Below are 25,470 nucleotides of genomic sequence, written 5' to 3'. Positions count from 1 at the left end.
TACAGCTGACCGCCCGGCACCTGCCCTCCCGGCAGCCTCTCCCGGGCCCCGCCTCACCACACCTACGCCCTCGAAGCCCCGGACCCCGGACCCGTCCCGGACCCCGCCTTCGTCGCGTCCGTTCCCCAGCTGGCCAGCAGCCGCAAGGCCTCCGCCGAGGGCGAGCCCGGCTCCGCGTGGTGCGTGATCAGGACCTGTTCCGTGCCGTCGCCGAGGCGGAACGACTCGAAGTTCAGGGTCAGCTCGCCCACCAGCGGATGCCGCAGGTGCTTGACGCCGTACGTCTTCTCCTTGACGTCATGCGTGGCCCACAGCCGGCGGAACTCCTCGCTCTTGAGGGAGAGTTCACCGACGAGGGCCGACAGGCGCGGGTCGTCGGAGTGGCAGCCCGCGTCCATGCGCAGATAGCTGACGACGTCGGACGCCTTCTGGTCCCACTCCACGAACAGCTCGCGGTACTCGGGCCGCAGGAAGACCAGCCGCGCCCAGTTCCGCTCCTGTGCCGGCAGCTCCGACCAGTCGCCGAAGAGCGCCGCCGCCATCCCGTTCCAGGCGAGGATGTCCGAGCGCCGGCCCGAGATGTACGCGGGCACGCCGTCGATGGAGTCCAGCAGCTGCCGTAGCGCCGGCCGTACCTGCTCGGGCCGCGCGACCTGCTTCTTCTTGTGCTGCTTCGGCTTCGCGAGGTGCGTGAGGTGCGCGTGCTCGGCGTCGCTCAGCCGCAGCGCCCGGGCGATCGCGTCGAGGACCTCCGCCGAGACGTTCCGCCCGTTGCCCTGTTCCAGGCGGGTGTAGTACGCCACGGACACCCCGGCCAGCTGCGCCAGCTCCTCCCGTCGCAGCCCCGGCACCCTGCGGTGCCGCCCGAAGTCCGGCATCCCGACGTCCTCCGGCTTCAGCCGGGCACGCCGGGTGCGCAGAAACTCGCTGAGCTCGGCGCGCCGGTCGAGGCCGGCGCCGGCGGGCCCGGAAGCGGATTCGGGGATTTCGTCCATGCCTCAAGTATTCCCGGTCGTACGCCCGCGATCCTGTCCCCACCAGTGGTAGGACCGGCGAACGTACGCAGAACCGTGGTCTGGGTAGCCTCCCGGGATCCAGGCAGGCTGGACACCGCGCCCAGGCCAGAAGGCAGCCGGGCGCGAACCCCCCTGCTAGGAGAACCCCGGCATGACCACTGTCGCTGCGTACGCCGCACCCGCCGCCAAGGCTCCGCTGGAGCGCACCACCATCGAGCGCCGTGCCGTCCGCGAGCACGACGTGCTGATCGACATCAAGTTCGCGGGCATCTGCCACTCCGACATCCACCAGGCCCGGGAGGGCTGGGGCGAGGCCATCTTCCCGATGGTCCCCGGCCACGAGATCGCGGGCGTCGTCTCCGAGGTCGGCCCGGGCGTCACGAAGTACAAGGTCGGCGACCGCGTGGGCGTCGGCTGCCTGGTCGACTCCTGCCGTGAGTGCGACAACTGCAAGGCCGGCGCGGAGCAGCACTGCACCGGCGGTTCGGTCGGCACGTACAACGCCGTCGGCAAGGACGGCGAGCCCACCTACGGCGGCTACTCGCAGAAGGTCGTCGTCGACGAGAACTTCGTCGTCCGGGTTCCCGACGGCCTGTCCCTGGACGTCGCCGCGCCGCTGCTGTGCGCGGGCATCACCACGTATTCCCCGCTGAAGCACTGGGGCGCTGGGCCGGGCAAGAAGGTCGCCGTGATCGGCCTGGGCGGCCTCGGGCACATGGGCGTGAAGATCGCGCACGCGCTGGGTGCCGAGGTCACCGTCCTCTCCCAGTCGCTGCGCAAGAAGGACGACGGCCTGAAGCTGGGCGCCGACCACTACTACGCGACCAGTGACCCGAAGACGTTCGAGGAGCTCGCCGGCTCCTTCGACCTGATCCTCTCCACGGTGTCCGCGCCGCTGGACTTCGGCGCCTACCTCGGCCTGCTGCGGACGGGCGGCGCCCTGGTGAACGTGGGCGCCCCGGAGGAGCCCGTCGCCCTGAACCTGTTCTCGCTGATCGGCGGCAACAAGACCCTCGCCGGCTCGGCGATCGGCGGCATCGCCGAGACCCAGGAGATGCTGGACTTCTGCGCGGAGCACGGCTTCGGCGCCGAGATCGAGCTGATCGACGCCGACCAGATCAACGAGGCGTACGAGCGGGTCCTGAACAGCGACGTGCGCTACCGGTTCGTGATCGACGCGGCGACGATCTGACGTCCCGCCGCTGACCGAGGGCCCCGGAGCCGCACTGCTCCGGGGCCCTCAGCGTGTCGCCGTACGCCGTCCCAGCAGCCACAGCAGATACGGCCCGCCGACCAGCGCGGTGAGCGCGCCGACCGGGATCTCCAGCGGGGGCAGCAGGGTCCGGGCCACGAGATCGGCGGCGACCAGGACGACCGCGCCCGTCAACGCGGAGTTGAGGAGCGGCAGTTGGGGCGTACGGGTGAGCCGTCGGGCCAGTTGTGGCGCGGTGAGCGCGACGAACCCGATCGGTCCGGCGGCACCGGTCGCGGTGGCGGCGAGGACGACGCCGAGGACGGTGAGTCCGAGCCGGACCCGGTCGACGCGTACGCCGAGCCCGGCCGCGGTCTCGGGATCGAGCGCGAGGGACCGCAGCGCCCGGCTCGCCCACACCAGGGCGGGCAGGGAGAGACCCAGTACGACGGCCGGCGGCCACGCCTGCTCCCAGCCGCGCCCGTTGAGGCTCCCGGTCAGCCACAGCTTGACCTGCTCGGCGGCCTCCAGCTCGCTGTCGGTGAGGTACAGCTGCACCACGGCCGAGAGCGCGACCCCGATGCCGACGCCGGTGAGCACGAACCGGCTCGGCTGCATACCGCGCCGCCAGGCCAGTACGTAGACGAGGGCGGCCGCGACGAGTCCGCCGAGCACGGACACCACGGGCAGGGCACCGGGCGAACTGACGACGCCGGTCGCCAGCGCGAGCACGGTCGCGGCGGCGGCCCCGTGTCCGACGCCGATGACATCGGGGCTGGCCAGCGGGTTCCGGGTGACGGTCTGCACCAGCGCCCCGGCCAGCCCCAGCGCGGCACCGACGAGGACGCCGACGGCGATCCGGGGGACGCGCAGTTCGTTGACGACGAGGTCGTACGGGCCGGATCCGGTGCGCAGGGTGTGCCAGACCTGGGCGGGCGGGATGTACGTCTGGCCTACGCAGGCCGAGGTCAGCACGGCGGCGACGAGGATCCCCAGGAGGACGAGGGCCACGGCGGCGGACCGGCGGTGGAGGAGGAGGGAGACGCGGGGGTGGGGGCGCAGGAGAGTCGTGCCGGCCCTCAAGAGACCGCCCCTTTCCTCCGTACCAGCACCACCAGCACCGGCACTCCCACCAACGCCGTCATCACCCCGGCCGGCACCTCCGCCGGCGCCCGTACGACCCGGCCCGCCACGTCGGCGCCCAGCAGCAGCGCGGCGCCCAGCAGCCCGGACAGCGGCAGCACCGCCGGGTACCCGCCCCGCACCAGCCGTCGGGCGAGATGCGGCACCGCCAGTCCCACGAACGCCACCGGCCCGGCCGCGGCCACCGCGGCGGCGGTCAGCAGCGTCGCCCCCGTGGCCGCGACGCCCCGCACCACCGCCACCCGATGCCCCAGCGCCCGGGCCGTCTCGTCCCCGAGGGCCAACGCGTCCAGCCCCCGGGCGCAGGCCAGTACCAGGGCGGCCCCGACCACGAGGAACGGCAGCATGCGTACGACCGTGTCCGCGTCCCGTCCGCTGAGCGCCCCGACCTGCCAGAACCGGAACTGGTCGAGCGTGGCCGAGCTGGAGGTCAGGACGACGGTCGTGGCACCGGCCGTCATCGCCGACAGCGCGGTCCCCGCGAGGGCCAGCTTCACCGGCGACGCGCCGCCCCGCCCCCGGGCGGCGATGCCGTAGACCAGGCACGCGGCGGCGACGGCACCGGCGAAGGCGTACCAGACGTAGCCGCCGAAACCGTTCGCGAGGCCGAGGGCGATGGCGAGGACGACCCCGGCCGCGGCGCCCTGGCTCAGCCCGAGGATGCCGGGATCGGCGAGCGGGTTGCGGGTGACGGCCTGGAGCGCGGCCCCGGCCGTCCCGAGCGCGGCGCCGGCCGCCAGGCCCACCTCGGTGCGCGGCAGCCGCAGCGACCGTACGACGAGCGCGTCCGGTGAGCCGCCGCCGTGCAGCAGGGCGTCGAGCACGGCGGACGGCGGTACCGCGCGGGTGCCGACGGCGAGGCTGAGCACGACCGCGGCGGCCACCGCGAGGACGGCGGCCGCGAAGGCAAGCGGGGACCTCACTTGCCGATGTGCTCGGCGAGCTGCCGTATCACCAGCCGTGCCGCGGTCGGACCGGCGTTGAGGTACCACGGGTCGTCGTCCACCTTCACGGCGTGCCCGGCCTCGACCGCCTTCATCGACTTCCACAGCGGCCCGGCCACCACGCTCGCGGCATCGGTCTTCGCCGGGTCGCCCTGCACGGAGTAGAAGATCCAGTCGCCGTCCGCGGTGTCGACGCTCTCGGGGCCGATGTCCTCGGAAATGGCGTTGAACCGCTGCGACTCGGGCCGCTTCAGTCCCATGTCCACGGCGATGGAGCCGGTGAAGGAGGAGACGCCGAACATCCGGGTCCGGTCCGGCGTGAAGCGCACCATGGAGACGGCGGGGTCGCCTTCGACGGCCTGGCCCTGCTTCACCGCGTCGGCGGCGATGTCGTCCAGCAGCTCCCGCGCCTGCCGGCCCTTGCCGACGGCTTCGCCGACGAGCAGCAGGTCGCGCTTCCAGTTGACGCCGTTGCCGGCGGTGATCACGGTGGGCGCGATCCTCGACAGTTTGGGGTAGAGGTCGCCGAGCGAGTCGTTGGCGAGGATCAGGTCGGGCTCGGCGGCGGCCAGCGATTCGAGGTTGGGTGCCTGCCGGGTGCCCGCGTCGGTCATCGCGGCGAGCCGTGCCTTGTCCTCGGGGTGGGCGTCGGCGAGGTAGTCCGGCACGAGCCCGGCGTTGTCGGCGCGGGTCGTGGCCGTGGGGACGATGCCGAGGGAGAGCAGGTCGTCGAGCTGTCCGGTGCTGAGGACGGCGATCCTCTCCGGCTCGGCCTTGAGGGTCGTACTGCCCTGGAAGTGCTTGACGGTGCGCGGGAAGGAGCCGTCCTTGTCGGTGTCGGCGCCCATGCCGTCGGCGAGGGCGCTGGGCGCGGCGGAGGGGCCGTCGCCCTCGGCGGCGCCGATCACCTGGCTGCGTGAGCCGTCCTCCTTCGCGGTGCCGCCCCCGCCGTCCGGCGCGGACGAACAGCCGGCGAGCAGCGCTCCGACGACGGCCGTGGCCAGGACGGCCTTCATTCCGACTGCACGCATGCCTGCACGCACCACTGCTCCCACACGATCACGACGACTGACGACTGACGTCCATCGACTGACGACCAATAACTAAGGCGAGCCTTACCTTACCCTGGTCGATCTCATGCGGAACGCACGGCTCCGGGGAGGCGGAGTACCGCAGCAGTAGAACCACCCCCGCCCCAGGACCGATGCGCCGCCCCACGGCCCCTGCCTAGCGTGGGATCAGGAGCCCGTCCGAACCGTGCACACGAGGAGGCAGCCCCGATGACCGTCCGGCTCAACCACACCATCGTCGCCGCGCACGACAAGCAGGCCTCGGCCCGGTTTCTCGCCGACATCCTGGGCCTGGAGGTGAGCCCGCAGTACGGCCCGTTCATCCCGGTCGAGATCCCGAACGGGGTGACCCTGGACTACGCGGACTCCCGCGACGCCATCACGCCGCAGCACTACGCGTTCCTGGTGTCGGAGGACGACTTCGACACGATCTTCGGCCGGATCCGTGAGGCCGGCCTCACGTACTGGGCCGACCCGTACCACCGCCGCGCCGGCGAGATCAACCACAACGACGGCGGCCGCGGCACCTATTTCGAGGACCCGAACGGCCACAACCTGGAAATCCTTACCAGGCCGTACGGCAGCGGCGACTGACGTCGTTTCAGCCCCTCCGGCACGGGCTCGTCGAAACGCGAATGCCCGCCGGAAGCTGCGACTTCCGGCGGGCTTTCGCATCTACTTCCCGTAGTACGCGTTGTAGATCGAGATCGTCGACTTGTTGCCCTGCTTGTCGGCGATCTTGGCGTGGAAGGAAATGGCCTTCCCCTTCGCCGGGTTCTTCACGGTGATCTTGCCGTTCCTGACGTCGAGCTTCTTCCAGGTCTGGCCGTAGTCGTACGACACGTACACGTGCAGCGACTTCAGGTTGCTGCCCGCCGCCGAGCCCTCGACGGTGACCGGGAACGTCACTTTCCGGTCGGCCTCGACCCGGCTGTCCAGGCCCGTCCTGGCGTTGAAGCGGACCGTGGAGGCCGGGAGCACGGCCTGTTCGGTGGACGGCTTCTTGGAGCGGAAGGTCCAGCTCGCGTCGATCCGCGTGGAGGCTGCCGCGACCTTGACGCTCCGCTTGACCGAGGTCGTCAGCTTGTACTCGGCGTCCCCGGCCGGGACCTTGAACGTCCCGCCGCCGAACACCGTGTCGTCGTAGCTGCCGATCTTGGTGCCGTTGCGGTACAGGCTCGTGGTCGCCGAGGTGAAGACCGAGGAGCCCGCGTGCTTGCCGGCGTCCGCGAACACCGGCAGCTGGCCGTAGATGTCGTTGCCCTCACGGAAGAGGCCGTAGTCCTTGTCGATGCGCGGGCCGAAGACCGCCGTGTTGAAGGTGTTGGAGTAGCTCTGCCCCGCCTTGTAGGTCCGCGACTCGCCCAGGGAGTAGGACGCGTCGATCACCGGGAGGCCGTCGGCGTCCCGGCCGGCGTACTGCTCGAAGTCGAACGACCACTGGATCTTGTCGGACGTGGACAGGTACACCGTGCGCGTGCCCGGCAGCTTCTGCTCGATCGGGTCGCTGACGATGCCGCCGTCGGGGAAGCTGCCCGCGGTGAGCAGCCCGCCGGTCTTGCCGGGGGCCGCGGCGCCGAGGCCGTTCTTCACCTTGGCGAGCTCACTCGCCTTGAAGTGGCGGACCTTGTCGCCCTGGATCTTCTTGACCTCGGCCACCGTGGCCACGTTGTACTCGGTGTCCGCGCCCTTGGTCCACTGGCCGTTCCAGGTCTGGCTCAGGCCGCTCGCGACGGCCGGACCGACGTGCGCCATGCGCAGGTTGGCGAAGGTGTCGACGCTGATGCCGAGGCCGATGCCCGCCGGGTCGTAGAAGTAGTCGCCGCCGGCGGCCACCTGCTTGGCCCGCGCGTCCGGCACGGTGATGTCGGCCGGCCTGGTGGTGCGGGCGTCGATCGTCACGGAGGTGTTCCTGGTGAGGTCCAGCTTCGGCTGGACCAGCCAGTCGAGCCCGCCCTCGAAGGAGTCCGGGTTCTTGTCGATGAAGGCGTTCAGCAGATACGAGCCCCTGGGCAGCCGCATCTTTACGGTGCCGGACTCGGTGACCGGCACCTTCTGGTCCAGGTTCGTCGCCAGGCCCGAGTACCCGAACAGGCTGGTGTCGTACTCGGACGCCGGCTTGCCGTCCCGGCCGATGTGCCTGACGGTGACGTCGTACGACTCCACCTCGCGCTGCACCGCGGCGGCCGTGCGGACGCTCTGCCCGCCGCCCCTCGCCGTCACGTACGCGGAGTAGGCGCCGTCGAGCGTGCCGCCCAGCCTGGTGTTGACGGTGAGGTCGACGGCGGCCTCCTTGCCCGCCGGAACCGTCACCTTCGTCGCCCCCAGCTCGAAGGAACCCTCCGGAGCCGGCCGGCCCTTGGGGTCCGTGGCCGTCACGGAGAGGGCGAGCGTGACGTCCTGGGTGCCGAAGTTGCGGTAGGTCAGCTTCCTGGTGTCCGGCTTGTCGTCGGTGTGCGGCCACTGCTGCACACCGAAGCTCACCGACGCCGGTTCGGCGATCACGGTCTGCTTGATGGCCTTGTCGAGCTGGATACGGCCCGAACCCTGCTGGAACGGCGTGTACTTGCCGCCCTTGGCGGACCCGGTCAGCGCACCCTTGAGCTCGGTGTACGTCCAGTCCGGGTGCTGCTGCTTCAGGATCGCCGCCGCGCCCGCGACATGCGGGGTCGCCATGGACGTGCCCTCGATGGTCAAGTAGCCGGGCGGCTTCTCGCCGACCTCCTGCTCGATGACGCTGCCCTTGGCGGACGCGGCCGTGATGTCGACGCCCGGCGCCGTCACGTCGGGCTTGACGGCGCCGTCACCGAGTCGGGGGCCGGTGCTGGACCAGGGCGCGAGCACGTCCTTGTCGTCGACGGCGCCGACGGTGAGCGCGGCCTCCGCGCTGCCGGGCGAACCGAGGCTCTCCGGGCCGGCATTGCCCGCCGCGATGGCGAAGAGGATGCCCTTCTCGGCGGACAGCTTGTCGACCGCCGCCTCCAGCGGGTCGGTCTCCGGGGTGTCGGCGCCGCCCAAGCTCATGTTGACGACTTGGGCGCCCTGCTCGGCGGCCCACTCCATGCCGGCGAGGATGCCGGAGTCGTCGCCGAAGCCGTCGTCGTCGAGAACCTTGCCGCTGATGATGTCGGCGCCCGGTGCGACGCCCTTGTACTTGCCGCCCGACTTGGCGCCGGTGCCCGCCGCGATGGACGCGACGTGCGTGCCGTGCCCGTACTTGTCCTGCGCTGTGGCGGCGGGGGTGAAGTTCTTGGCGGCGACGACCTGGTCCTTGAGGTCGGGATGGGTCGCGTCGACACCGGTGTCCAGGACGGCGATCTTGACGCCCTTGCCGTCGTAGCCGGCCGACCACGCCTTGGGGGCGCCGATCTGGGCCACGGACTTGTCGAGGCTCGCCTTGCGGACGCCGTCGAGCCAGACGTGCGCGATGCCGGAGGCGGTCCGGTCACCGTTGGTGAGCGCGTCCCACAGATCGGGCGTGTCCTGCTGCGAGGTCTGCACCGCGTCCGCGTTCAGGGACGTCAGGGTCCGGCGCAGCTTGCCCGCGTCGCGGACGTCCGCCTTGGCGCCGGTGGCGGCTCCCTTGTAGCCGACGATGACCTTCAGGCCCTTGGCCTGGGAGGTGCGGATCGCGGACCTGGTCAGCTCGGTGACGTCGAACAGCCGCTGGTCGAGCTTGCCGGCCGCGACCAGCCGGGCCGCGTCGGCCGGGATCACGAGGGTGTGCCCGCGGATCTCGCGGACCTGGACGGGTATGTGCTGACGTCCCTTCGCCCGCTCCAGGCCGACCACGCGGCCCTTGGAGTCGACGGCGACCCGGTCACCCGTGATCAGGGTGACGCGGTGGGGGGAGGTGGGTGAGTGAGCGGTGCCGGAGGCGCTCTGCTCCGGTTCGGCCGACGCCGGGGTGGTCATTCCCGAGGCGAGGGCCACGGCGGCCGCCATGGCGACTGAGGCCGCGCATACGCTTTTGAGTTGTCTGCGCAAGTTTCCCCCTTGCAGATGGTCCGGGTGAATTCCCCTTCACCCGGCCGGGGGAGGTCACGTACGCATTACACGTCACCCCCCGGAATACGCAGTATGCCGAGGGGCGATCAGGGGCCTCAATAGATGAGAAGGAGGTAAGAAGCCCGCCGGTCAACTGTTACGCGGCGGCGAGAACTCCGTTACACAGTGCTCAAGTTACGCTCCCGCGTTTTCCTTGACACTGATGCGTCCCTTGCGGATGGTCGCCACTCGTGGGGCCTTTTTCGCAATCGCGGAGTCGTGGGTGACCATGATGAAGGTCAGCCCGAGTTCCTTCCACATGCGTTCGAGTACGTCCATGATCTCGTCGCGCATCGACTCGTCGAGGTTTCCGGTGGGTTCGTCGGCGAGCAGTACCTTCGGTTCCTTGACGAGTGCGCGGGCGATGGCGACGCGCTGCTGCTGTCCGCCGGACATCTCGGACGGCAGGTGTCCGAGGCGCTCGCCGAGGCCGACCGACGTCAGTGCCTCGGCGGCTCGTTCGCGGCGTTGCTTCGCCTTGATACCCAGGGGGACGAGGGCGGTCTCGACGTTCTCCTGGGCGGTGAGGGTGGGGATGAGGTTGAAGGCCTGGAAGACGAAGCCGATGTTCTCGCTGCGGACCTTTGTCAGCCTCGCCTCGGGGAGCTTGGCCAGGTCGGTGCCGTCGAGCACGACCTCACCCGCGGTGGGCCTGTCCAGTCCACCGAGCATCTGGAGCAGGGTGGACTTGCCTCCGCCGGTGGGGCCCTGGATGACGAGACGGTCCCCGTCGGCGATCGTGAGATCGACTCCGTCGAGGGCGTGGACGGTGTCCTTGCCCCGGGTGTAGCTCTTGGTGACGTTTCTGAGCTCGTACATGTGGGTGGCTCCTGGGAGTTGAGGGTTCGGGGTGGTCTGCGGTCGATTTCGACTGCGGGCGGGTGGGGGCTTGTCGCGCAGTTCCCCGCGCCCCTGGGGAGTTGCGGGTCGGTCGGACATAGCTGCGGGGGCATGGGAGCCACGTGCGCGGTTCCCCGCGCCCCTGAGGGGTGGTTGCGGGGCGGTCCGACGCAGCTGCGGGGCCGTGGAGGCCACGTGCGCGGTTTGCCGCGCCCCTAGGGGGTGGCGCCGGCTGTGATGCCTCGCAGTTGTGGCCGGCGGGACTGCAACCTCCGCAGGGGCGCGGGGAACTGCGCGACCAGCCCCCACCCACCCGCAGACGAAGAACCGCCGCACCCCGACGCCTACTCGACCCTCCGCAACGCATCCGCAGGCCGCAGCCGAGACGCCCGCCACCCCCCGAACGCGCCGGCGATCAACCCACCCGTCACCGCGAGGCCCACCGCGAGGGCGACCGTCGTGAGGCTGACGGGCGCGGTCAGGGCGACGTCGAGCGTCGTGGACGCCGTCTGCCGGCCGGGGCCGCCACCGAAGCCACCGCCACCGCCACCTCCCGGGCCCCCGCCCATACCGCCGCCACCGGCACCCCCACCGAGCTGAGCCTGCAGCGTCGGACTGATCGCGGTCACGACGTACGCCCCCGCGAGCCCCACCGCGATCCCCAGCACACCGCCGAGCAGCCCGTTGACGACCGCCTCCCCGACCACCTGCCGGGTCACCCGCCCCGACTTCCACCCCAGCGCCTTCAGCGTCCCGAACTCCCGCACCCGGCGGGAGACCGCCGACGAGGTGAGCAGCCCGGCGACCAGGAACGCGGCCACGAGCACCGCGATGGACAGCCACTTGCCGACACTCGTCGCCAGCGAGGACGCCGTGGACAGCGAGCCGGACACCGTGTCCGCGAGATCCGCGGAGGTCGTCACCGTCGTACCGGAGATGTTCTTCTGGATGGCCGACTTGACGGAGTCGATCCGCTGGGAGTCGGTCGCCTGGACGTAGATCGTGGTGACCTTGTCCTTGGCGTCGGCCAGCGTCTGCGCCTGCTTCAGCGGGATGTAGAGGTTGGCGGCCGCGTCCCCGCTGTCGGGCGTGGCGATGCCGATCACCTCGAACTTGGTGCCCTTGACGGTGACGGTCGAGCCGACCTTGAGCTTCTTCTCCTTGGCGTAGGAGGTGTCGGCGACGACGACCTCGGCGTTCGTCTCCGTCGTCTTGAAGGTACGGCCGCTGGTGATCTTCGACGACGTCAGCGGGCCGAGCGCCGGCTTGGTGACGTCGGTGCCGTAGACGGAGTAGTTGTTGACGTCGAAGTCGGCGCCGCCGCCGCGCACTTCGCCCTGCGGCTGGCCGCTGCCGCCGTTCCCGCCCTGGCCGGGTCCACCGCCCTGCTGGCCGCCACCGCTCTGGTCCTGCTGGAACTGGCCCCGCGTGAACTGCCCGCTGACCTTGACGACTTGGAGGCTCAGCCCGCCGACGGCGTCCGAGACCCCGTCCTGCGCGCCGACCTTGGCGACGGTCGAGCTCGCGAGCGTCTGGAAGCCCTGGACCATCACCCGGTCGCTGGACTGCTCCTCGTCGGAGCCGTCCTCGCGCGCGTCGAACCGGAACCGCGGCCGCTCGGAGCTGCTCGCGGCCGGCTCGGCGGCCTTGGTGACGGTCATGTCCGTGCCCAGGCCGTACAGGGACTGCAGGACCTTGTCCTGGGCCTGGCTCATGCCGGAGGACACGGAGTTGACCACGATGACCAGCGCGATACCCAGCGCGAGTCCGGAGGCGACGACGAGGGCCGCCTTTCTGCGGCGGCGCAGCTCGCGCCTCAGGTAGGTGAAGAACATGCGCCGCAAGCTAGGGACGGCGCGTGATGAAGGGATAAGGCCGACATAAGAGATGGATGAGAAGGCTGGGAGCCTCCCCGGAAACACCGATGCCGCCCCTTGGGGCGGCATCGGCTACTTGTGCGGGAGCTGTGCGGCGGCTACGCGCCCGGCGTCGGTCAGACCGCCGAACCGGCCTTCCACTGCGCCCAGTCCATGTTCCAGCCGTTGAGGCCGTTGTCCGGGGCGATGGTCTTGTCACCGGTGTTCTCGACGACCACCACGTCGCCGACCATCGAGTTGTTGTAGAACCAGTAGCCCGCGGTGCCCTTGTCGTTGGCGCCCTTGGTGTCGGACAGGCCCACGCAGCCGTGGCTGGTGTTCACGCTGCCGAAGATGGACTTCGCGCCCCAGTAGTTACCGTGGATGAAGGTGCCGGAGGTGGACAGGCGGATGGCGTGCGGCACGTCCTTGATGTCGTACTCGCCCTTGCCGTCGTCGTCCGTGAAGCCCACGGTCGCGCCGTTCATGCGCGTCTCCTTGAACTTCTCGGACATCACCATGACGCCTTCGTAGGTCTTGTTGTCCGGGGAGCCCGCGGAGATCGGGATGGTCTTGATGGTCTTGCCGTCCTGCGTGACCTTCATCTGCTTGGTCTTCGCGTCGACGTAGGAGATCTGGTTGCGGCCGATCTTGAAGGTGACCGTCTTCTCCTGGACGCCGTAGACACCGTCGGCGCCCTCGACGCCGTCCAGGGCCATCTTCAGGGTGACGGTCGAGCCGCCCTTCCAGTACTCGTCGGGCCGGCAGTCCATGCGGGTGTCGTTGAACCAGTGGCAGACGACTTCCTGACCGCTGGTGGAGGTGACGGTGACGCCCTTCTGGACGGCCGCCTTGTTGGTGATCGACTTGTCGAAGTTGATCGAGACCGGCATGCCCACGCCGACCGTGGAGCCGTCCTCCGGCGTGAAGTAGCCGAGGAAGCTGTTCTTCGGGGAGACCGTGGTGAAGGAGGCGTTCTCGTGGGCCTCCAGGCCCTTGGCGTCCTTGGCGGTCACGGTGACCTTGTAGGTCGTGGAGCGCTCCAGCTGGGCGTTGGGCTTCCAGCTGGTCTTGTCGGCGGATATCGCGCCCTCGACCGCGGCGCCCTCGGCGGTCGTCATCGTCACCTCGGTGAGCGTGCCCTTGCTCACGGTGACGGCGGCGGAGTTGTTGATGGAGGCGTTGTCGGTGCCGTCCTCGGGCGTGATCTTGATCTGCGCCGCGGAGGTCTCCTTGGCCGCCGCCTCGTCGACCTTGGACTGTGAGCTGTCCCCGCCGTCGTTGCCGGAGGCGTTGTCGTCGCCGCCGGAGCAGGCCGAGAGCACCAGGACACCGCCGAGCAGTGCGGACGCGACCGTCAGGCCCTTGCGCCGCTTACTGTTCGTCATCACACGCTTCTCCATTGTTCCCGAATCCCCAAAACGCCCGAGAGTCCCCGTTAAGAATCTTCAACGCTACGACCGGTTCGTCCCGTTCCACATCCCATGCACGTGTGGGGCACACCACGCCTTCGAGGCCGGTGGTGCGGGTGTCGGTCAGTGCGCCCCATGAGACGACGAAACCCCGGGCGGCGGTTGCCACCCGGGGTCACGATTTCCCCAAGAAGCCTCAGCCGGCCCGCCCGGCCCCTTCGCCGTCGAAGTCCTCGTCCTCATCATCCTCGCCGAGGTCCCACTCGGGCGAATCCGGGTCGTACTCGACGTGCTCGCTGGACCAGGAGGCCTGCGCGAGGTCGACCCCGGGCACCTCGCTGACCAGGTCGAACGGGTCGACGAGATAGGCGAGGGCCTCCGCAGTGTCTTCCGTCACAGCGGCCTCGGCGTGGGTCCGCTCGTCGTCCGGCATGGTCGTGTCGTCGGCGATCCGCCGCAGCGCGGCCTTGGTGACGGCGTCCTGGTCGTCCACTTCGAGGACGAGTTCCACGCGAAGCCGTACAAAACGTGAGGTTTCTGGAGTACTCATGCCCGGAGCGTACGGCCCTTTTCTCCCGTGACTTTCCCGTGACCCGCGACTTTCACTAACATCGCCCCACACGGCCAATTCGCCAGCGCCACAAGGGGATCGATATTCCGTGTCCGCCGCTCACCGATCGTCGTCCACCGCACGCCGATCGCTGCTGACCGCCACCGCCGCGGGAGCCCTGCTGGGCGCCCTGTGGTTCGTGCCCTCCGCGAACGCGACGGGCGACGATCCGACCAGAGCGGAGCCCTCGGCGACCCCCACGTCGCAGGTCACCCAGCAGGCGCGGGTCACGTCCGAGAGCGCGCGGGACACCACGGCGGACGGCACCCGGCTCGCCGACACCGGCAGCTTCGACACCACGCCGTACATCGTCGGCGGGACCGTCTCCCTCGCGCTGGGCGCGGGCTTCGTCGCGTATTCGGTTCGCCGGGAACGTCTCGGTTTTTGAATTGACTTGACGCTTCCTTCACCCGGGCTTCATAGTCCGCCCATGAAGAGATCATCGGGCGTGCGTGTAGCCGCCACGGTTGCCGTGAGCGCGCTGTCGCTCGCCCTTGTCACGGGTTGCGGGGGTGACTCCGGCGGTTCCGACGCGAAGGCGCTCTCGGCCGCGGAGTTGAAGAAGTCGATCATCGCGCAGGGCGATGTCGAGGGTTACAAGGTGGACGCCTCCGGCAAGCAGCTGCCGAAGTCCAAGGACCAGGTCAAGAGCAGCGACGAGAAGTGCCGGCCGCTCGCCTACGCGATGGGCGGCCTGGCGCCGGGTGACGCGGCCTCGAGCGCGGCCGTGATGACCACGGAGGACAAGAAGAAGCCCACCGACAGTGCCTCCAAGTCGCTGGAGGACCTGAGCGAGGGCGAGATCGAGGACTCGCTGACCGACGCGATGAGCCTCAACCTGACGGTCGTGGGCCTGTCGTCGTACGACGGTTCCGGCGCCGAGGACACCTTCAAGTCCGTGTCGGACGCGGTGGAGGGCTGCTCCGGCGGGTTCCCCGTCGTCATGCAGGGCAGCGAGCAGAAGCTCACCAAGATCACCTCGGAGAAGGCGTCCGGGGCCGGTGACGAGTCGGTGGCGTTCGCCGCGGTGAGCGACGACGACGGCGACGTGGGCACCACGCACGTCGAGGTGGTGCGGCACGGCAACACCATCGCCACGTACTACACGATCAACCTCGGTCTGATGATGACCGACAAGGCGTACGACGTGCCGGCCGCGCTCATCGAGGCGCAGGCCGCCAAGCTGAAGTAACCGGTTCCGACCGCACAGGGGCCCTGTCGGCCGTACGACAGGGCCCCTGACGCGTCACTGGAGCGGCCCGGTGACCTTCTCCACCGCGGCGACCAGCTCCCCGCCGCGCACGAAGGCGTCGGCCGCCGCGAGGTCGGGTGCCAGGAACCGGTCCGGTCCGGCGCCCTGGACCCCGGCGGCCCGCACGGCGTCGATGACGGCCTGCGAGGCCGGCGCGGGGGCGAGCCCTTCGCGCAGCTCGATGGCCCGGGTGGCGGCGTACAGCTCGACGGCGAGGACACGGGTGAGGTTGTCGACGGCGGTACGGAGCTTGCGCGCGGCCGACCAGCCCATGGAGACGTGGTCCTCCTGCATGGCGGAGGACGGGATGGAGTCGGCGGACGCGGGCACGGCCAGCCGCTTCAACTCGCTGACCAGGGCGGCCTGCGTGTACTGAGCGATCATCAGGCCCGAGTCGACGCCCGCGTCGTCGGCGAGGAACGGCGGCAGGCCGTGGCTGCGGTTCTTGTCCAACAGCCGGTCGGTGCGCCGCTCGGCGATGGAGGCGAGGTCGGCGACCGCGATGGCGAGGAAGTCGAGGACGTAGGCGACGGGCGCCCCGTGGAAGTTCCCGTTGGACTCGACGCGCCCGTCAGGCAGCACGACGGGGTTGTCGACGGCGGAGGCCAGCTCCCGCTCCGCGACGACCCTCGCATGCGCCATGGTGTCCCGTCCGGCCCCGGCGACCTGCGGAGCGCACCGCACGGAGTACGCGTCCTGCACGCGCGGCGCGTCGTCCTGGTGATGCCCGGTCAGCCCCGAACCCTTCAGTACGGCCAGCATGTTGGCGGCGGCGGCGCCCTGCCCGGGGTGCGGCCGGATGGCGTGCAGCTCGGGGGCGAGCACCTTGTCGGTCCCGAGGAGCCCTTCGAGGCTCAGCGCGGCGGTGACGTCGGCGGACTTGTAGAGAAGGTCGAGGTCGGCGAGGGCCATGACGAGCATCCCGAGCATGCCGTCGGTGCCGTTGAGGAGGGCGAGCCCTTCCTTCTCACGCAGCTCGACGGGCGCGATGCCGTGCGCGGCGAGCAGTTCCCCGGCCGGCCGCACCTCCCCGTCCGGCCCCTCGGCGTCCCCCTCGCCCATCAGCGTGAGGGCGCAGTGCGACAGGGGAGCGAGGTCACCGGAGCAGCCGAGCGAGCCGTACTCGTGGACGACGGGGGTGATACCGGCGTTGAGGATGTCGGCCATCGTCTGCGCGACCTCGGGCCGTACGCCCGTGTGCCCCGAGCAGACGGTCTTGAGCCGCAGGAACATCAGCGCCCGTACGACTTCCCGCTCCACCCGCGGCCCCATCCCGGCGGCGTGCGAACGAACGATGTTCCGCTGCAACTGGGCCCGCAACTCCCGGCTGATGTGCCGGGTCGCCAGCGCCCCGAAGCCGGTGGAGACGCCATAGACGGGGTCCGGCTTGGCGGCCAACGCCTCCACGATCTCCCGCGCCGCCCCAAGCGCCGCGACGGCCTCCCCGGCCAACTCGACCCGGGCCCCGCCCCGCGCCACGGCAAGAACGTCGGACGCGGTGACCCCGGACGTCCCCACCACCACAGTGTGCATATCCATATTCAGGAGCGTACGCAGTGAAGACGAAGATGTCACTAGTGGATGACCGGCACACCCCTTACAGGCATCTTCAGCCCGCCCGGCGTTCGAGGACGAGGCCCGGAGGGCCGATCAGGGGGCTCGGGGCGGAGCCCCCAGGGATGGGACGGGTGGGGGCGGCGGGGGCGAGGGAGGCTCAGGGCTGTCGGCCCCGGAAGCGGCGTCGTTCCGCACTCCCCTCCCCGAAGGGCTCGTCGGCGAGCCGCACCACAGGATCGTCCGGCCCCTCCCGCCCCGCCACCACAGGCCGCCCCGCCCGCACAGCCTTGGCCCGATACTGCGCGGCATCAGCCAACCGGAACAACCGCCGCGCGGACCGCACCACCCCGATCGCATCCTCGGTGGAAGCCACCCCACAAGCGACCCCCTCCCCCAACTCCAACTCCCCCGCCCGCCGACACAGTTCATCCGCGGCCTTCACCACCTCATCCGCGGCCGACCCCACAGCCAGCAGACAGAACTCGTCCCCCCCGAGCCGCCCGGCCAACGCCCCCGGCAACATCGCCCCACACACCGACAGCACCGACCCGAACCGCTCCAACAGCCGATCCCCGACCGCATGCCCCTGGGTGTCGTTGACCCGCTTGAGCCCATTGAGATCACAGACGACAAGGCTGACCACGACCCCCTCACTGCGATGCCGCTCAACGGCCTCCTCCAACCGCACATCCACGGCCCGCCGATTCGCCAGCCCGGTCAACGCATCGGTGAACGCCAACCGCCGCGCCTCCTCCAACCGCTCACTCTGCGCAAGCCCCGCCGCCACCACGGAGGCGAGCACGGTGGCGAAATCGGCGTCCCCCCGATCGAAGACGGGCGCACCGGCAGGACGCGCGACATAGAGCTCCCCCCAGGCCCGCCCGTTCAGCACGAGCGGCGCGACCACACAGCACCCCCGCCCACGCCGCCGAAGAGCGGCGACCCGCTGATGGCAGTACCCGGGATGCCCGGTCGCGGGCCCCTCGGCCGTCTCCACCCAGGCGTTGGGCTCACCCCCGGCGGCCCACCGCTCGTGCAGGAACTCGGCGATCTCCGGGAACTGATGCACCGGATAGGCCTCGTCCCCGGGGAACTCCTCCTCGCCCTCCGCGCGGTCCCCCACGTTCACGAGCACCCGCAACCGCCCGAGCTCCCGCTCCCACACCGACAGCGCGGCGAAGCTCCCGGCCAACGCCCGACACGCCCCGAGCGCCGCGGCCCGCCAGGACTCACGCGGGGTGTGCGCCGCCGCCATCCCCTGCGCCAACGCCACCACGGCCGCGAGCCGTCTGTCCTCACCCATCACTCCAGGCTAGGGAGTTTTACCCCGTTTTGGGACGTTGGCGTGGCGAACGGGGAGGTCACCGGCACAGCCACAGACACGGAACCGGCACCGGCAAGGCCCCGAGCATCAGGCGACAAACAACAGACGTCGCCCCTCACTCCCCCGGCCACTCGGGCCTCCGCTTCTCGTTGAACGCCGCCACCCCCTCCGCCCGGTCCCCCGAGAACGCCGTGGCCCGCCACGCCGAGTCCTCCACCTCCAGCCCGGCCCGCAGATCCAGCCCCTGCCCCAGCCGCAGCGCCCGCTTGGCGTTGCGCAAGCCCACCGGGGAGTTCACGGCGATCCGGGACCCCAGCGCCAACGCCTCCTCCCGGTCCCGCCCCGCCTCGACCAGCTCGTCGACCAGCCCCAGCTCCCGCGCCTCGACGGCCTCGACCCGCCGCGCCGTGAAGATCAGCTCGGCCGCCCGGGCCGCCCCCACCCGCCGCGGCAGCAGCTGCGTACCCCCACCGCCCGGAATCACCCCGACCGACACCTCGGGCAGCCCCACCACGGCCGTACGGTCCGCCACGATCACGTCGCACGACAGCGCCAGCTCGAAGCCACCCCCCAGCGCAAACCCGTGCACCGCCGCGATCGTCGGCACCGGCAGCTCCAGCACCCCCGTGTAGGCCCCCCGCGCCACGGGCCGCTGCCGCACCAGATCGGCGTCACTGAACGAGTTCCGCTCCTTCAGATCCGCCCCGACGCAGAACGCCCGCTCATGGGTCGAGGTCAGCACCACCACCCGTACGTCACGGTCCGCGCCCAGCGCCGCGCACGCCCCCGCGATCGAACGGGCCATCTCCGTCGAGACGGCGTTCATGGCCTTGGGCCGGTCGAGGACGAGTTCCGCAACATGCCCGACCCCGTCACCGTGCCGCCGCACCAGCACGAACTCCCCGTACCGCTCCTCGCTCATGACACCCTCCGGTTAACGCGGGTTAACAACACTCGCCCCGATCATCGCAGCCGGGCCCCTCCGGGGAAAGAGCCACCACCGGCGATCCCCGAGTCGAGCCCCGACACCCCGTTCGAGTGACATCCCGCCCAACTCCCGCCCTACCGCCGATGCCAGCGCATAGCGTGCGCGAGCCACGGCGCATCGGGGGCGCGAGCGGGCGGGGAGGGGTCGTGATGAGCGGAACGACGAGAAGAGCGACGGAATCAGTGCGGGAAACCGGGACGGAACCCGGCGCGACCGCCGACGCGGACGGTGAGACAGTCGGCGCCCGCCTCTTCGGCTCCCGCGGCCGTCACCGTCGCCCCCGCCGCCGCAAGGTCCTCCTCGCAGCCGGCGGCCTCGCCCTGGCGGCCGGCGCCCTGAGCCTCGTACGCCTGACGCCGGAGGCGGAGGTGGCCGGCCTGGGCGCGACAGAAACAGAGCCCGCCCCGGCCTCCGACACGATCACCGACACAGCCGCGGACACGGACGCGAGCACGGACACGGACTCGGGCCGCTCGGCGAACGCCGCCGCCACAGTCCCGAAGCCGAGCCCGTCGACAACCTCCGCCATGGGCGGCCTGAACACGACACCGACATCGACGACGATCGTCGTACCGACGACCAACCCCCCACCACGCCCTGTCACGAGGCCGACCGCCACCCCGACCGCACCCCGCCCACCAGCACCGACCGACCAGGCACCCCGGCCGACCCCCACCCCACCCCCCAGCCGACCGACGACAAACCCCCCGACCCCCCAGCCGGATCACCCAGCCGAGGACTCAGTCTGCGTACCGATCATCGGCCTGTGCGTGGACCGCGCAACAAACGACGACTGAAAACCCCGAGCACAGCAACGCCCTGAAGGGGTGCGGGGCTGTATCAATTGCGGCTCCGCCGCGTGGGCGCGACAAGCCACAACGCACCCGCACCCGAAAGAACAGCGCAACCCCAACGGCGCTCACTCGCCCCCGGCGGCAGCCCTGCGCGTCAACAACCACGGCTCCACCACGCCCAACCCTCGCACCGGCCGCTGCCACATCGGCTGCAACGCGAACCGGTACACCGGCGCCTCCTCGCCCTCCTTCTCCGCGGCGGCAGCGGCCTCCGCCGCCTCCGCCTCGGACGCGGGCGCCTCACCCGTTCGAATGAGTTCCTCGGCGAACGCGCTGTCGACCAGCACGGCGTCCCGCGGAGCTATCGATGTCAGCCGGGAGGCGAGATTCACGGTCGTACCGAACACATCGCCCATTCGAGTGGTCACCGTGCCGAACGCGATGCCGACCCGCAGCTCGGGCATCGTCTCGTCGCCCGCCATCGTCTCGATGAGCCGCAGAGCGATCTCCGCCGCGACCCCCGCGTCGTCGGCGGCGTACAGGACCTCGTCGCCGAGCGTCTTGATCAGTCGCCCGCCGCGCGCGGCGACCAGGTCCGCAGCCGTGGTCTCGAAGGCCTCGACGAGCTCGCCGAGTTCCTCCTCCTCCATGCGGCGGGTCAGCCGGGTGAAGCCGACGAGGTCGGCGAAGCCGACGGCCAGGCGCCGGTCGACCATCTCCTCGTCGTCGGCGGCCTGGATGACCCGGCCGGCCGAGGCGGCGAGCTGGCGGCGCCAGACGTAGACGAGGAACTCCTCCAGCTCGGGCAGGAGCAGCTCGATGATCGGGTACGTCACCTCGGTCCGGGTCATCCCCGGCTCCGGCGGCTCGGTCAGCCCCTCCAGGAAGGAGTCGATCTGCCACTCGGCCAGCCGGGCGGTGGTCTGCCCGGTGGACCGCGCCACCTGCACGGCCATGGCCTCGCTGAGCAGGCCCGCCTCGACGAGACCGGCGAGGCGCCTGAGCGCCAGTACGTCGGCCTCGGTCAGCGCCTTGGCCTGTCCGATGTCGGCGAAGCCCATGGCCCGCCAGAAGCGGGACGCCAGCTCCATGGAGACACCGGCGCTGCGGGCCGCCTGAAACGGGGTGTAGCGCCGCTCGGCGCCGAGGATGAGGCCTTCCAGGCGCAGGGCGAGCGGATTGTCCTCGCCGGGTTCGGCGGCATGGGGGTCCACCCGGCCGTCCGCGCCCGTGCCGGAGCCCGTGTCGTCGACGGTCACGCCTGCTGCCCTTCCGATCTGCCGCGGTCAGTAATCGACCGGCCTTCACTTTACGGCAGGTGTGGGCCACCTCACTCCGGAAGGCCGGGGAGCCGAACTCACACCGACCGAACCCACGCCGACCGACTTCACGCCGACCGAACTCACGCCAACCGCAAGTGCACGATGTCCCCCGCGCCCACGGGCTCCTGCACGCCTTCCCCGGTGGCCAGCACCAACCGCCCGTCACCGTCGATCGCGACGGCCTCGCCGGTGACCGACCGGTCCCCCGGCAGCTCGGCCCGCACCTGCCTCCCCAGCGTCGCGCAGCCCGCCGCGTACGTCTCCTGGAGCTCGCTCACCACCGGGTCGCCCGCGGCGGCCCGCCAGCGCCCGTACCACTCCTCCAGCGAGCGCAGGATGCCCCGCAGCAGCGGATCGCGGTCGGTGCTGACGGCTCCGGCGAGGCTCAGTGAGCCCGCCTGGGGCACCGGCAGCTCGTCCTCACGCAGGGTGACGTTGATGCCGACGCCGACGACGACGCCCGCGTCCCCCGCGCGCTCCGCGAGGATGCCGCCGGCCTTGCGTTCCTGGCCGCCGACGGTCACCAGCAGGTCGTTGGGCCACTTGAGTGCCGTGTCGACGCCGGCCGCCCGGGACAGCCCCGTGGCCACGGCGACGCCCGTGAGCAGCGGGAGCCAGCCCCAGCGGGCCGCCGGGACCTCGGCCGGGTTCAGGAGCACGGAGAAGAACAGCCCGGAGCGGGCCGGTGCCGTCCACTGGCGGTCCAGGCGCCCCTTGCCGGCCGTCTGCTCCTCGGCGACGAGGACGGCGCCCTCGGCCGCCTTGCCCGCGGTCGCCAGGGCCACCAGGTCGGTGTTGGTGGAGCCGGTGCGCTGCACGACCTCCACCTCGCTCCACAGCCCGCCCTCCCGCACGAGGCCGCGCCGCAGCGCGGCGGCGTTCAGCGGCGGACGGTCCAGGTCGGACCAACGGCTGTCGTCTGATGCATCTCGCGGCGTCATGCAAGCCACCCTAGGTGTGTGAAACGCCGCACTGCTGATTCGTAGGCCCCCCACTACTCTACGGATGAGTAACCGTCCCCCCTTTTGAGCAGGCAGGGAGCGCCATCCCGATGTCCGAGCCGGAAGAGCGTCACGAGATCCAAGGGATCGACATCCACACGACCGCGGGCAAGCTCGCGGATCTCCAGCGCCGTATCGAGGAAGCGACGCACGCCGGCTCCGCTCGCGCCGTCGAAAAGCAGCACGCCAAGGGCAAGTTGACGGCCCGTGAGCGCATCGAGCTCCTCCTCGACGAGGACTCCTTCGTCGAGCTCGACGAGTTCGCCCGGCACCGCTCCACCAACTTCGGCCTGGAGAAGAACCGCCCCTACGGCGACGGTGTCGTCACCGGGTACGGCACGGTCGACGGCCGCCCCGTCGCCGTGTTCTCCCAGGACTTCACCGTGTTCGGCGGTGCGCTGGGCGAGGTCTACGGCCAGAAGATCGTCAAGGTCATGGACTTCGCGCTGAAGACCGGCTGTCCGGTCATCGGCATCAACGACTCCGGCGGTGCCCGTATCCAGGAGGGTGTGGCCTCGCTGGGCGCGTACGGCGAGATCTTCCGCCGCAACACGCACGCGTCCGGGGTCATCCCGCAGATCAGCCTGGTCGTCGGCCCGTGCGCGGGCGGTGCGGTGTACTCCCCCGCCATCACCGACTTCACGATCATGGTCGACCAGACCTCGCACATGTTCATCACCGGCCCGGACGTCATCAAGACGGTCACCGGCGAGGACGTCGGCTTCGAGGAGCTGGGCGGGGCACGGACCCACAACTCGGCCTCCGGCGTGGCGCACCACATGGCCGGGGACGAGAAGGACGCCATCGAGTACGTCAAGCAGCTGCTGTCGTACCTGCCGTCCAACAACCTGTCCGAGGCCCCGGCGTTCCCGGAGGAGGCGGACCTCGCCGTCACGGACGAGGACCGCGAGCTGGACCGCATCGTGCCGGACAGCGCGAACCAGCCGTACGACATGCACACGGTGATCGAACACGTCCTGGACGACGCCGAGTTCTTCGAGACGCAGCCGCTGTTCGCGCCGAACATCCTCACCGGCTTCGGCCGGGTCGAGGGCCGTCCGGTCGGGATCGTCGCCAACCAGCCGATGCAGTTCGCCGGCTGCCTCGACATCCAGGCCAGCGAGAAGGCCGCCCGCTTCGTGCGCACCTGCGACGCCTTCAACGTCCCGGTCATCACCTTCGTCGACGTCCCCGGCTTCCTGCCCGGTGTCGACCAGGAGCACGACGGCATCATCCGCCGCGGCGCCAAGCTGATCTACGCCTACGCCGAGGCGACGGTCCCGCTGATCACGGTGATCACCCGCAAGGCCTTCGGCGGCGCCTACGACGTCATGGGCTCCAAGCACCTCGGCGCCGACCTCAACCTCGCCTGGCCCACCGCCCAGATCGCCGTCATGGGCGCCCAGGGCGCGGTCAACATCCTGCACCGGCGCACCATCGCCGAGGCGGAGGCGAACGGCGACGACCTGGAGGCGGTGCGCGCCCGGCTGATCCAGGAGTACGAGGACACCCTCCTCAACCCCTACATCGCGGCCGAGCGCGGCTACATCGACTCCGTCATCATGCCGTCCGACACCCGCCGCCACGTCGTGCGCGGCCTGCGTCAGCTGCGTACGAAGCGGGAATCACTGCCTCCGAAGAAGCACGGCAACATCCCCCTCTAGGCCTGCTGGGAGCCGTCATGAACATCAAGGTCCTACGGGGCAACCCCACACCGGAGGAGCTGGCCGCCGCCCTGGCGGTGGTCCGCGCCCGCGCCGCGGCGGAGTCCGCCCTCCCGCCCGGCGCGCCGACACCCCGCGACTCCTGGTCCGACCCGGCCCGCATCGCGGCCCAGAGGGTGCCACAGCCGGGCCCGACGACATGGGCGCGTACTTACTGGCCAAGCTAGGTGGAACGCCCTTGAGGGGCGCGGGGAACTGCGCGACCAGCCACGATGCACCGGCAGTCACAAACGGCGCGCAGTTTCCTCCGCCATCACCGTGTACCCCGTGTCATTGGGGTGCAGATGATCACCGAAGTCGTACGCCGGGCGCAGCCGATCCGGATCCCCCGGATCGGCCAACGCCCGCCCGAGATCCACCACCGCGTCGTACTCCCCCGCGCACCGAATCCACTCGTTCAGCTCGTGACTCACCTTGGCGGCCCGCTCGCCCCAGTGGTCCGAGCCCCCGAACGGCAGCAGAGTCGCCCCGACGACCCGCAGTCCCGCCGCCCTGCCCTGCCGTATCAACTCCCGGTGCCCGGCGATGAGTTCTCCCGCCTCCACCACCGGCGCCGGCTTGTAGGTCGGCTGCTCGTCCGTCTCGCTGAAGCCGATGTCGTTCAGCCCGAGAAGGACGACGAGCGTGTCCACGCCGGGCCGGTCGAGGACGTCCCGGCGCAACCGCCGGAGGCCACCGTCGCCGTACCAGGCGGAGTCGTTGAGCAGCAGGTTCCCGCCGATCCCGGCGTTCAGGACGGGCCGGCCCGTGCGCTCGGCGAGGGCGTCGGACCAGCGCCGGTCCGCGCCCGGCGTCGAGCCGAACCCGTCCGTGATCGAGTCCCCGAGGAGCGCGACGGCGTCCGTGCGCCCGGAATCGACCTCGACCGCCGACAGGAAGTACCAGGACTCCGTCACCCCGTCGAACCTCTCGCCGCCCGCGTCCCCCGACAGGTCGCCCTCGCCCCGGTAGCTGCGCGTGAAGGCCTGGGCGTGGAAGGTCGCGGGCCCGGTGGTGGTGTCGAAGTACAGGGTGACGGTCAGCGACTCGCCGGCGGCCAGGGCGAGCGGGATGTCATCGCTGACCAGTTCCGCGCGCGCGGGTATGTCGGCGTCCGCCGCGCCCCCGAAGGTCAGCCGCACGAGCGATCCCGGCTCCACGCCGGCCCCCGGGGCCGTGCGGCCCACGCTCGCGGCCGCGATCCGGACGGGCGATGCCCCGTACGCGTTCGACAGCCGCACCCGCACCCGGTCACCTCCCGCCGACAGCCGTACGACCTGCCGCAGCGACTGGCGCCAGAAGCCCTCGCGGGACCAGTTGGGCGTGAAGCCCTCGCTGGGCAGCTGCGGTGACGCGATCCAGGAAGCGGTGAACACGGCACACCCTCCAAACGGAACTG

The 25,470-nt window shown here is 70.8% G+C and carries 21 protein-coding genes; 6 read left to right on the top strand and 15 right to left on the bottom strand.

Going from position 1 to position 25,470, the window contains the following annotated elements:
* Positions 1–62 precede the first annotated feature (62 nt).
* A complete protein-coding gene (locus tag ACFZBP_RS27065) occupies positions 63–995 on the bottom strand; it encodes a helix-turn-helix domain-containing protein (protein ID WP_391416767.1) in 933 nt (310 codons plus the stop codon).
* 172 nt (positions 996–1,167) lie between these two features.
* Here ACFZBP_RS27065 and ACFZBP_RS27060 point away from each other — a divergent pair, with 172 nt between their 5' ends.
* Entirely contained in the window at positions 1,168–2,208 is a 1,041-nt protein-coding gene (locus ACFZBP_RS27060) for an NAD(P)-dependent alcohol dehydrogenase (RefSeq protein ID WP_383455553.1), read from the top strand.
* 48 nt (positions 2,209–2,256) lie between these two features.
* Here the strand turns inward: ACFZBP_RS27060 and ACFZBP_RS27055 are convergent, their stop codons facing one another.
* From ACFZBP_RS27055 to ACFZBP_RS27045, 3 genes are read right to left on the bottom strand one after another with little or no spacing between them, the layout of a single operon-like run.
* Entirely contained in the window at positions 2,257–3,291 is a 1,035-nt protein-coding gene (locus tag ACFZBP_RS27055; protein ID WP_391416765.1) for an iron chelate uptake ABC transporter family permease subunit, read from the bottom strand.
* A complete protein-coding gene (locus ACFZBP_RS27050) occupies positions 3,288–4,274 on the bottom strand; it encodes a FecCD family ABC transporter permease (protein WP_383455559.1) in 987 nt (328 codons plus the stop codon). The genes ACFZBP_RS27055 and ACFZBP_RS27050 overlap by 4 nt, the downstream gene beginning before the upstream one ends.
* Complete coding sequence (locus ACFZBP_RS27045) at positions 4,271–5,326, bottom strand: ABC transporter substrate-binding protein (protein ID WP_391416762.1); 1,056 nt, start codon at positions 5,324–5,326, stop codon at positions 4,271–4,273. Before ACFZBP_RS27045 ends, ACFZBP_RS27050 begins: the two co-directional genes overlap by 4 nt.
* A 249-nt stretch (positions 5,327–5,575) precedes the next feature.
* On the opposite strand from ACFZBP_RS27045, the gene ACFZBP_RS27040 reads away from it, so the two are divergent.
* Entirely contained in the window at positions 5,576–5,959 is a 384-nt protein-coding gene (locus tag ACFZBP_RS27040) for a VOC family protein (RefSeq protein ID WP_383455565.1), read from the top strand.
* 81 nt (positions 5,960–6,040) lie between these two features.
* On the opposite strand, the gene ACFZBP_RS27035 is transcribed toward ACFZBP_RS27040, so the two are convergent.
* The 5 genes from ACFZBP_RS27035 to ACFZBP_RS27015 form a co-directional block, all read right to left on the bottom strand.
* Positions 6,041–9,310, bottom strand: a complete 3,270-nt coding sequence (locus tag ACFZBP_RS27035; protein WP_391416760.1) for a S8 family serine peptidase — start codon at positions 9,308–9,310, stop codon at positions 6,041–6,043.
* Positions 9,311–9,547: 237 nt separating this feature from the next.
* Positions 9,548–10,231 (bottom strand): ABC transporter ATP-binding protein, encoded by a 684-nt coding sequence (locus tag ACFZBP_RS27030; RefSeq protein WP_383455569.1) that lies wholly within the window; start codon positions 10,229–10,231, stop codon positions 9,548–9,550.
* A gap of 365 nt (positions 10,232–10,596) precedes the next feature.
* Positions 10,597–12,087 carry an ABC transporter permease gene (locus tag ACFZBP_RS27025; RefSeq protein WP_383455571.1) on the bottom strand — a complete coding sequence of 497 codons (1,491 nt, stop codon included), beginning with the start codon at positions 12,085–12,087 and terminating at the stop codon, positions 10,597–10,599.
* Between the two features lie 158 nt (positions 12,088–12,245).
* Positions 12,246–13,496: an Ig-like domain-containing protein gene (locus tag ACFZBP_RS27020; protein WP_391416756.1), complete on the bottom strand. Its 1,251-nt coding sequence runs from the start codon at positions 13,494–13,496 to the stop codon at positions 12,246–12,248.
* Between the two features lie 220 nt (positions 13,497–13,716).
* The gene (locus tag ACFZBP_RS27015) at positions 13,717–14,070 is read right to left on the bottom strand and encodes a hypothetical protein (RefSeq protein ID WP_383455576.1); all 354 of its coding nucleotides are present in this window, start codon (positions 14,068–14,070) and stop codon (positions 13,717–13,719) included.
* 151 nt (positions 14,071–14,221) lie between these two features.
* Here ACFZBP_RS27015 and ACFZBP_RS27010 point away from each other — a divergent pair, with 151 nt between their 5' ends.
* A complete protein-coding gene (locus ACFZBP_RS27010; RefSeq protein WP_383455987.1) occupies positions 14,222–14,518 on the top strand; it encodes a hypothetical protein in 297 nt (98 codons plus the stop codon).
* 42 nt (positions 14,519–14,560) lie between these two features.
* Entirely contained in the window at positions 14,561–15,322 is a 762-nt protein-coding gene (locus ACFZBP_RS27005; RefSeq protein ID WP_391416754.1) for a hypothetical protein, read from the top strand.
* Between the two features lie 54 nt (positions 15,323–15,376).
* On the opposite strand, the gene hutH is transcribed toward ACFZBP_RS27005, so the two are convergent.
* From hutH to ACFZBP_RS26980, 5 genes are all read right to left on the bottom strand, one after another.
* Positions 15,377–16,915 carry a histidine ammonia-lyase gene (gene hutH, locus ACFZBP_RS27000; RefSeq protein WP_391416916.1) on the bottom strand — a complete coding sequence of 513 codons (1,539 nt, stop codon included), beginning with the start codon at positions 16,913–16,915 and terminating at the stop codon, positions 15,377–15,379.
* A gap of 181 nt (positions 16,916–17,096) precedes the next feature.
* Complete coding sequence (locus tag ACFZBP_RS26995; protein WP_383455582.1) at positions 17,097–18,242, bottom strand: diguanylate cyclase domain-containing protein; 1,146 nt, start codon at positions 18,240–18,242, stop codon at positions 17,097–17,099.
* Positions 18,243–18,378: 136 nt separating this feature from the next.
* The gene (locus ACFZBP_RS26990) at positions 18,379–19,185 is read right to left on the bottom strand and encodes an enoyl-CoA hydratase-related protein (RefSeq protein ID WP_391416751.1); all 807 of its coding nucleotides are present in this window, start codon (positions 19,183–19,185) and stop codon (positions 18,379–18,381) included.
* A 985-nt stretch (positions 19,186–20,170) separates the two neighbouring features.
* On the bottom strand, positions 20,171–21,304 hold the full coding sequence (locus tag ACFZBP_RS26985) for an adenylate/guanylate cyclase domain-containing protein (RefSeq protein ID WP_062721964.1): 1,134 nt from the start codon (positions 21,302–21,304) through the stop codon (positions 20,171–20,173).
* 143 nt (positions 21,305–21,447) lie between these two features.
* A complete protein-coding gene (locus tag ACFZBP_RS26980) occupies positions 21,448–22,308 on the bottom strand; it encodes a biotin--[acetyl-CoA-carboxylase] ligase (protein WP_383455592.1) in 861 nt (286 codons plus the stop codon).
* Between the two features lie 110 nt (positions 22,309–22,418).
* Between ACFZBP_RS26980 and ACFZBP_RS26975 the strand changes: the two genes are divergently transcribed.
* Together ACFZBP_RS26975 and ACFZBP_RS26970 are read left to right on the top strand one after the other, a co-directional pair.
* Complete coding sequence (locus ACFZBP_RS26975) at positions 22,419–24,032, top strand: acyl-CoA carboxylase subunit beta (RefSeq protein ID WP_383455594.1); 1,614 nt, start codon at positions 22,419–22,421, stop codon at positions 24,030–24,032.
* A gap of 17 nt (positions 24,033–24,049) precedes the next feature.
* Positions 24,050–24,259: an acyl-CoA carboxylase epsilon subunit gene (locus tag ACFZBP_RS26970; RefSeq protein ID WP_383455596.1), complete on the top strand. Its 210-nt coding sequence runs from the start codon at positions 24,050–24,052 to the stop codon at positions 24,257–24,259.
* A gap of 57 nt (positions 24,260–24,316) precedes the next feature.
* On the opposite strand, the gene ACFZBP_RS26965 is transcribed toward ACFZBP_RS26970, so the two are convergent.
* Positions 24,317–25,447 carry a GDSL-type esterase/lipase family protein gene (locus tag ACFZBP_RS26965; protein ID WP_391416747.1) on the bottom strand — a complete coding sequence of 377 codons (1,131 nt, stop codon included), beginning with the start codon at positions 25,445–25,447 and terminating at the stop codon, positions 24,317–24,319.
* Positions 25,448–25,470 lie beyond the last annotated feature (23 nt).

The sequence above is a fragment of the Streptomyces sp. NPDC008086 genome, assembly GCF_042957325.1.
Lineage (GTDB): Bacteria > Actinomycetota > Actinomycetes > Streptomycetales > Streptomycetaceae > Streptomyces.
This window is presented reverse-complemented; position numbering and strand designations above follow the sequence as displayed.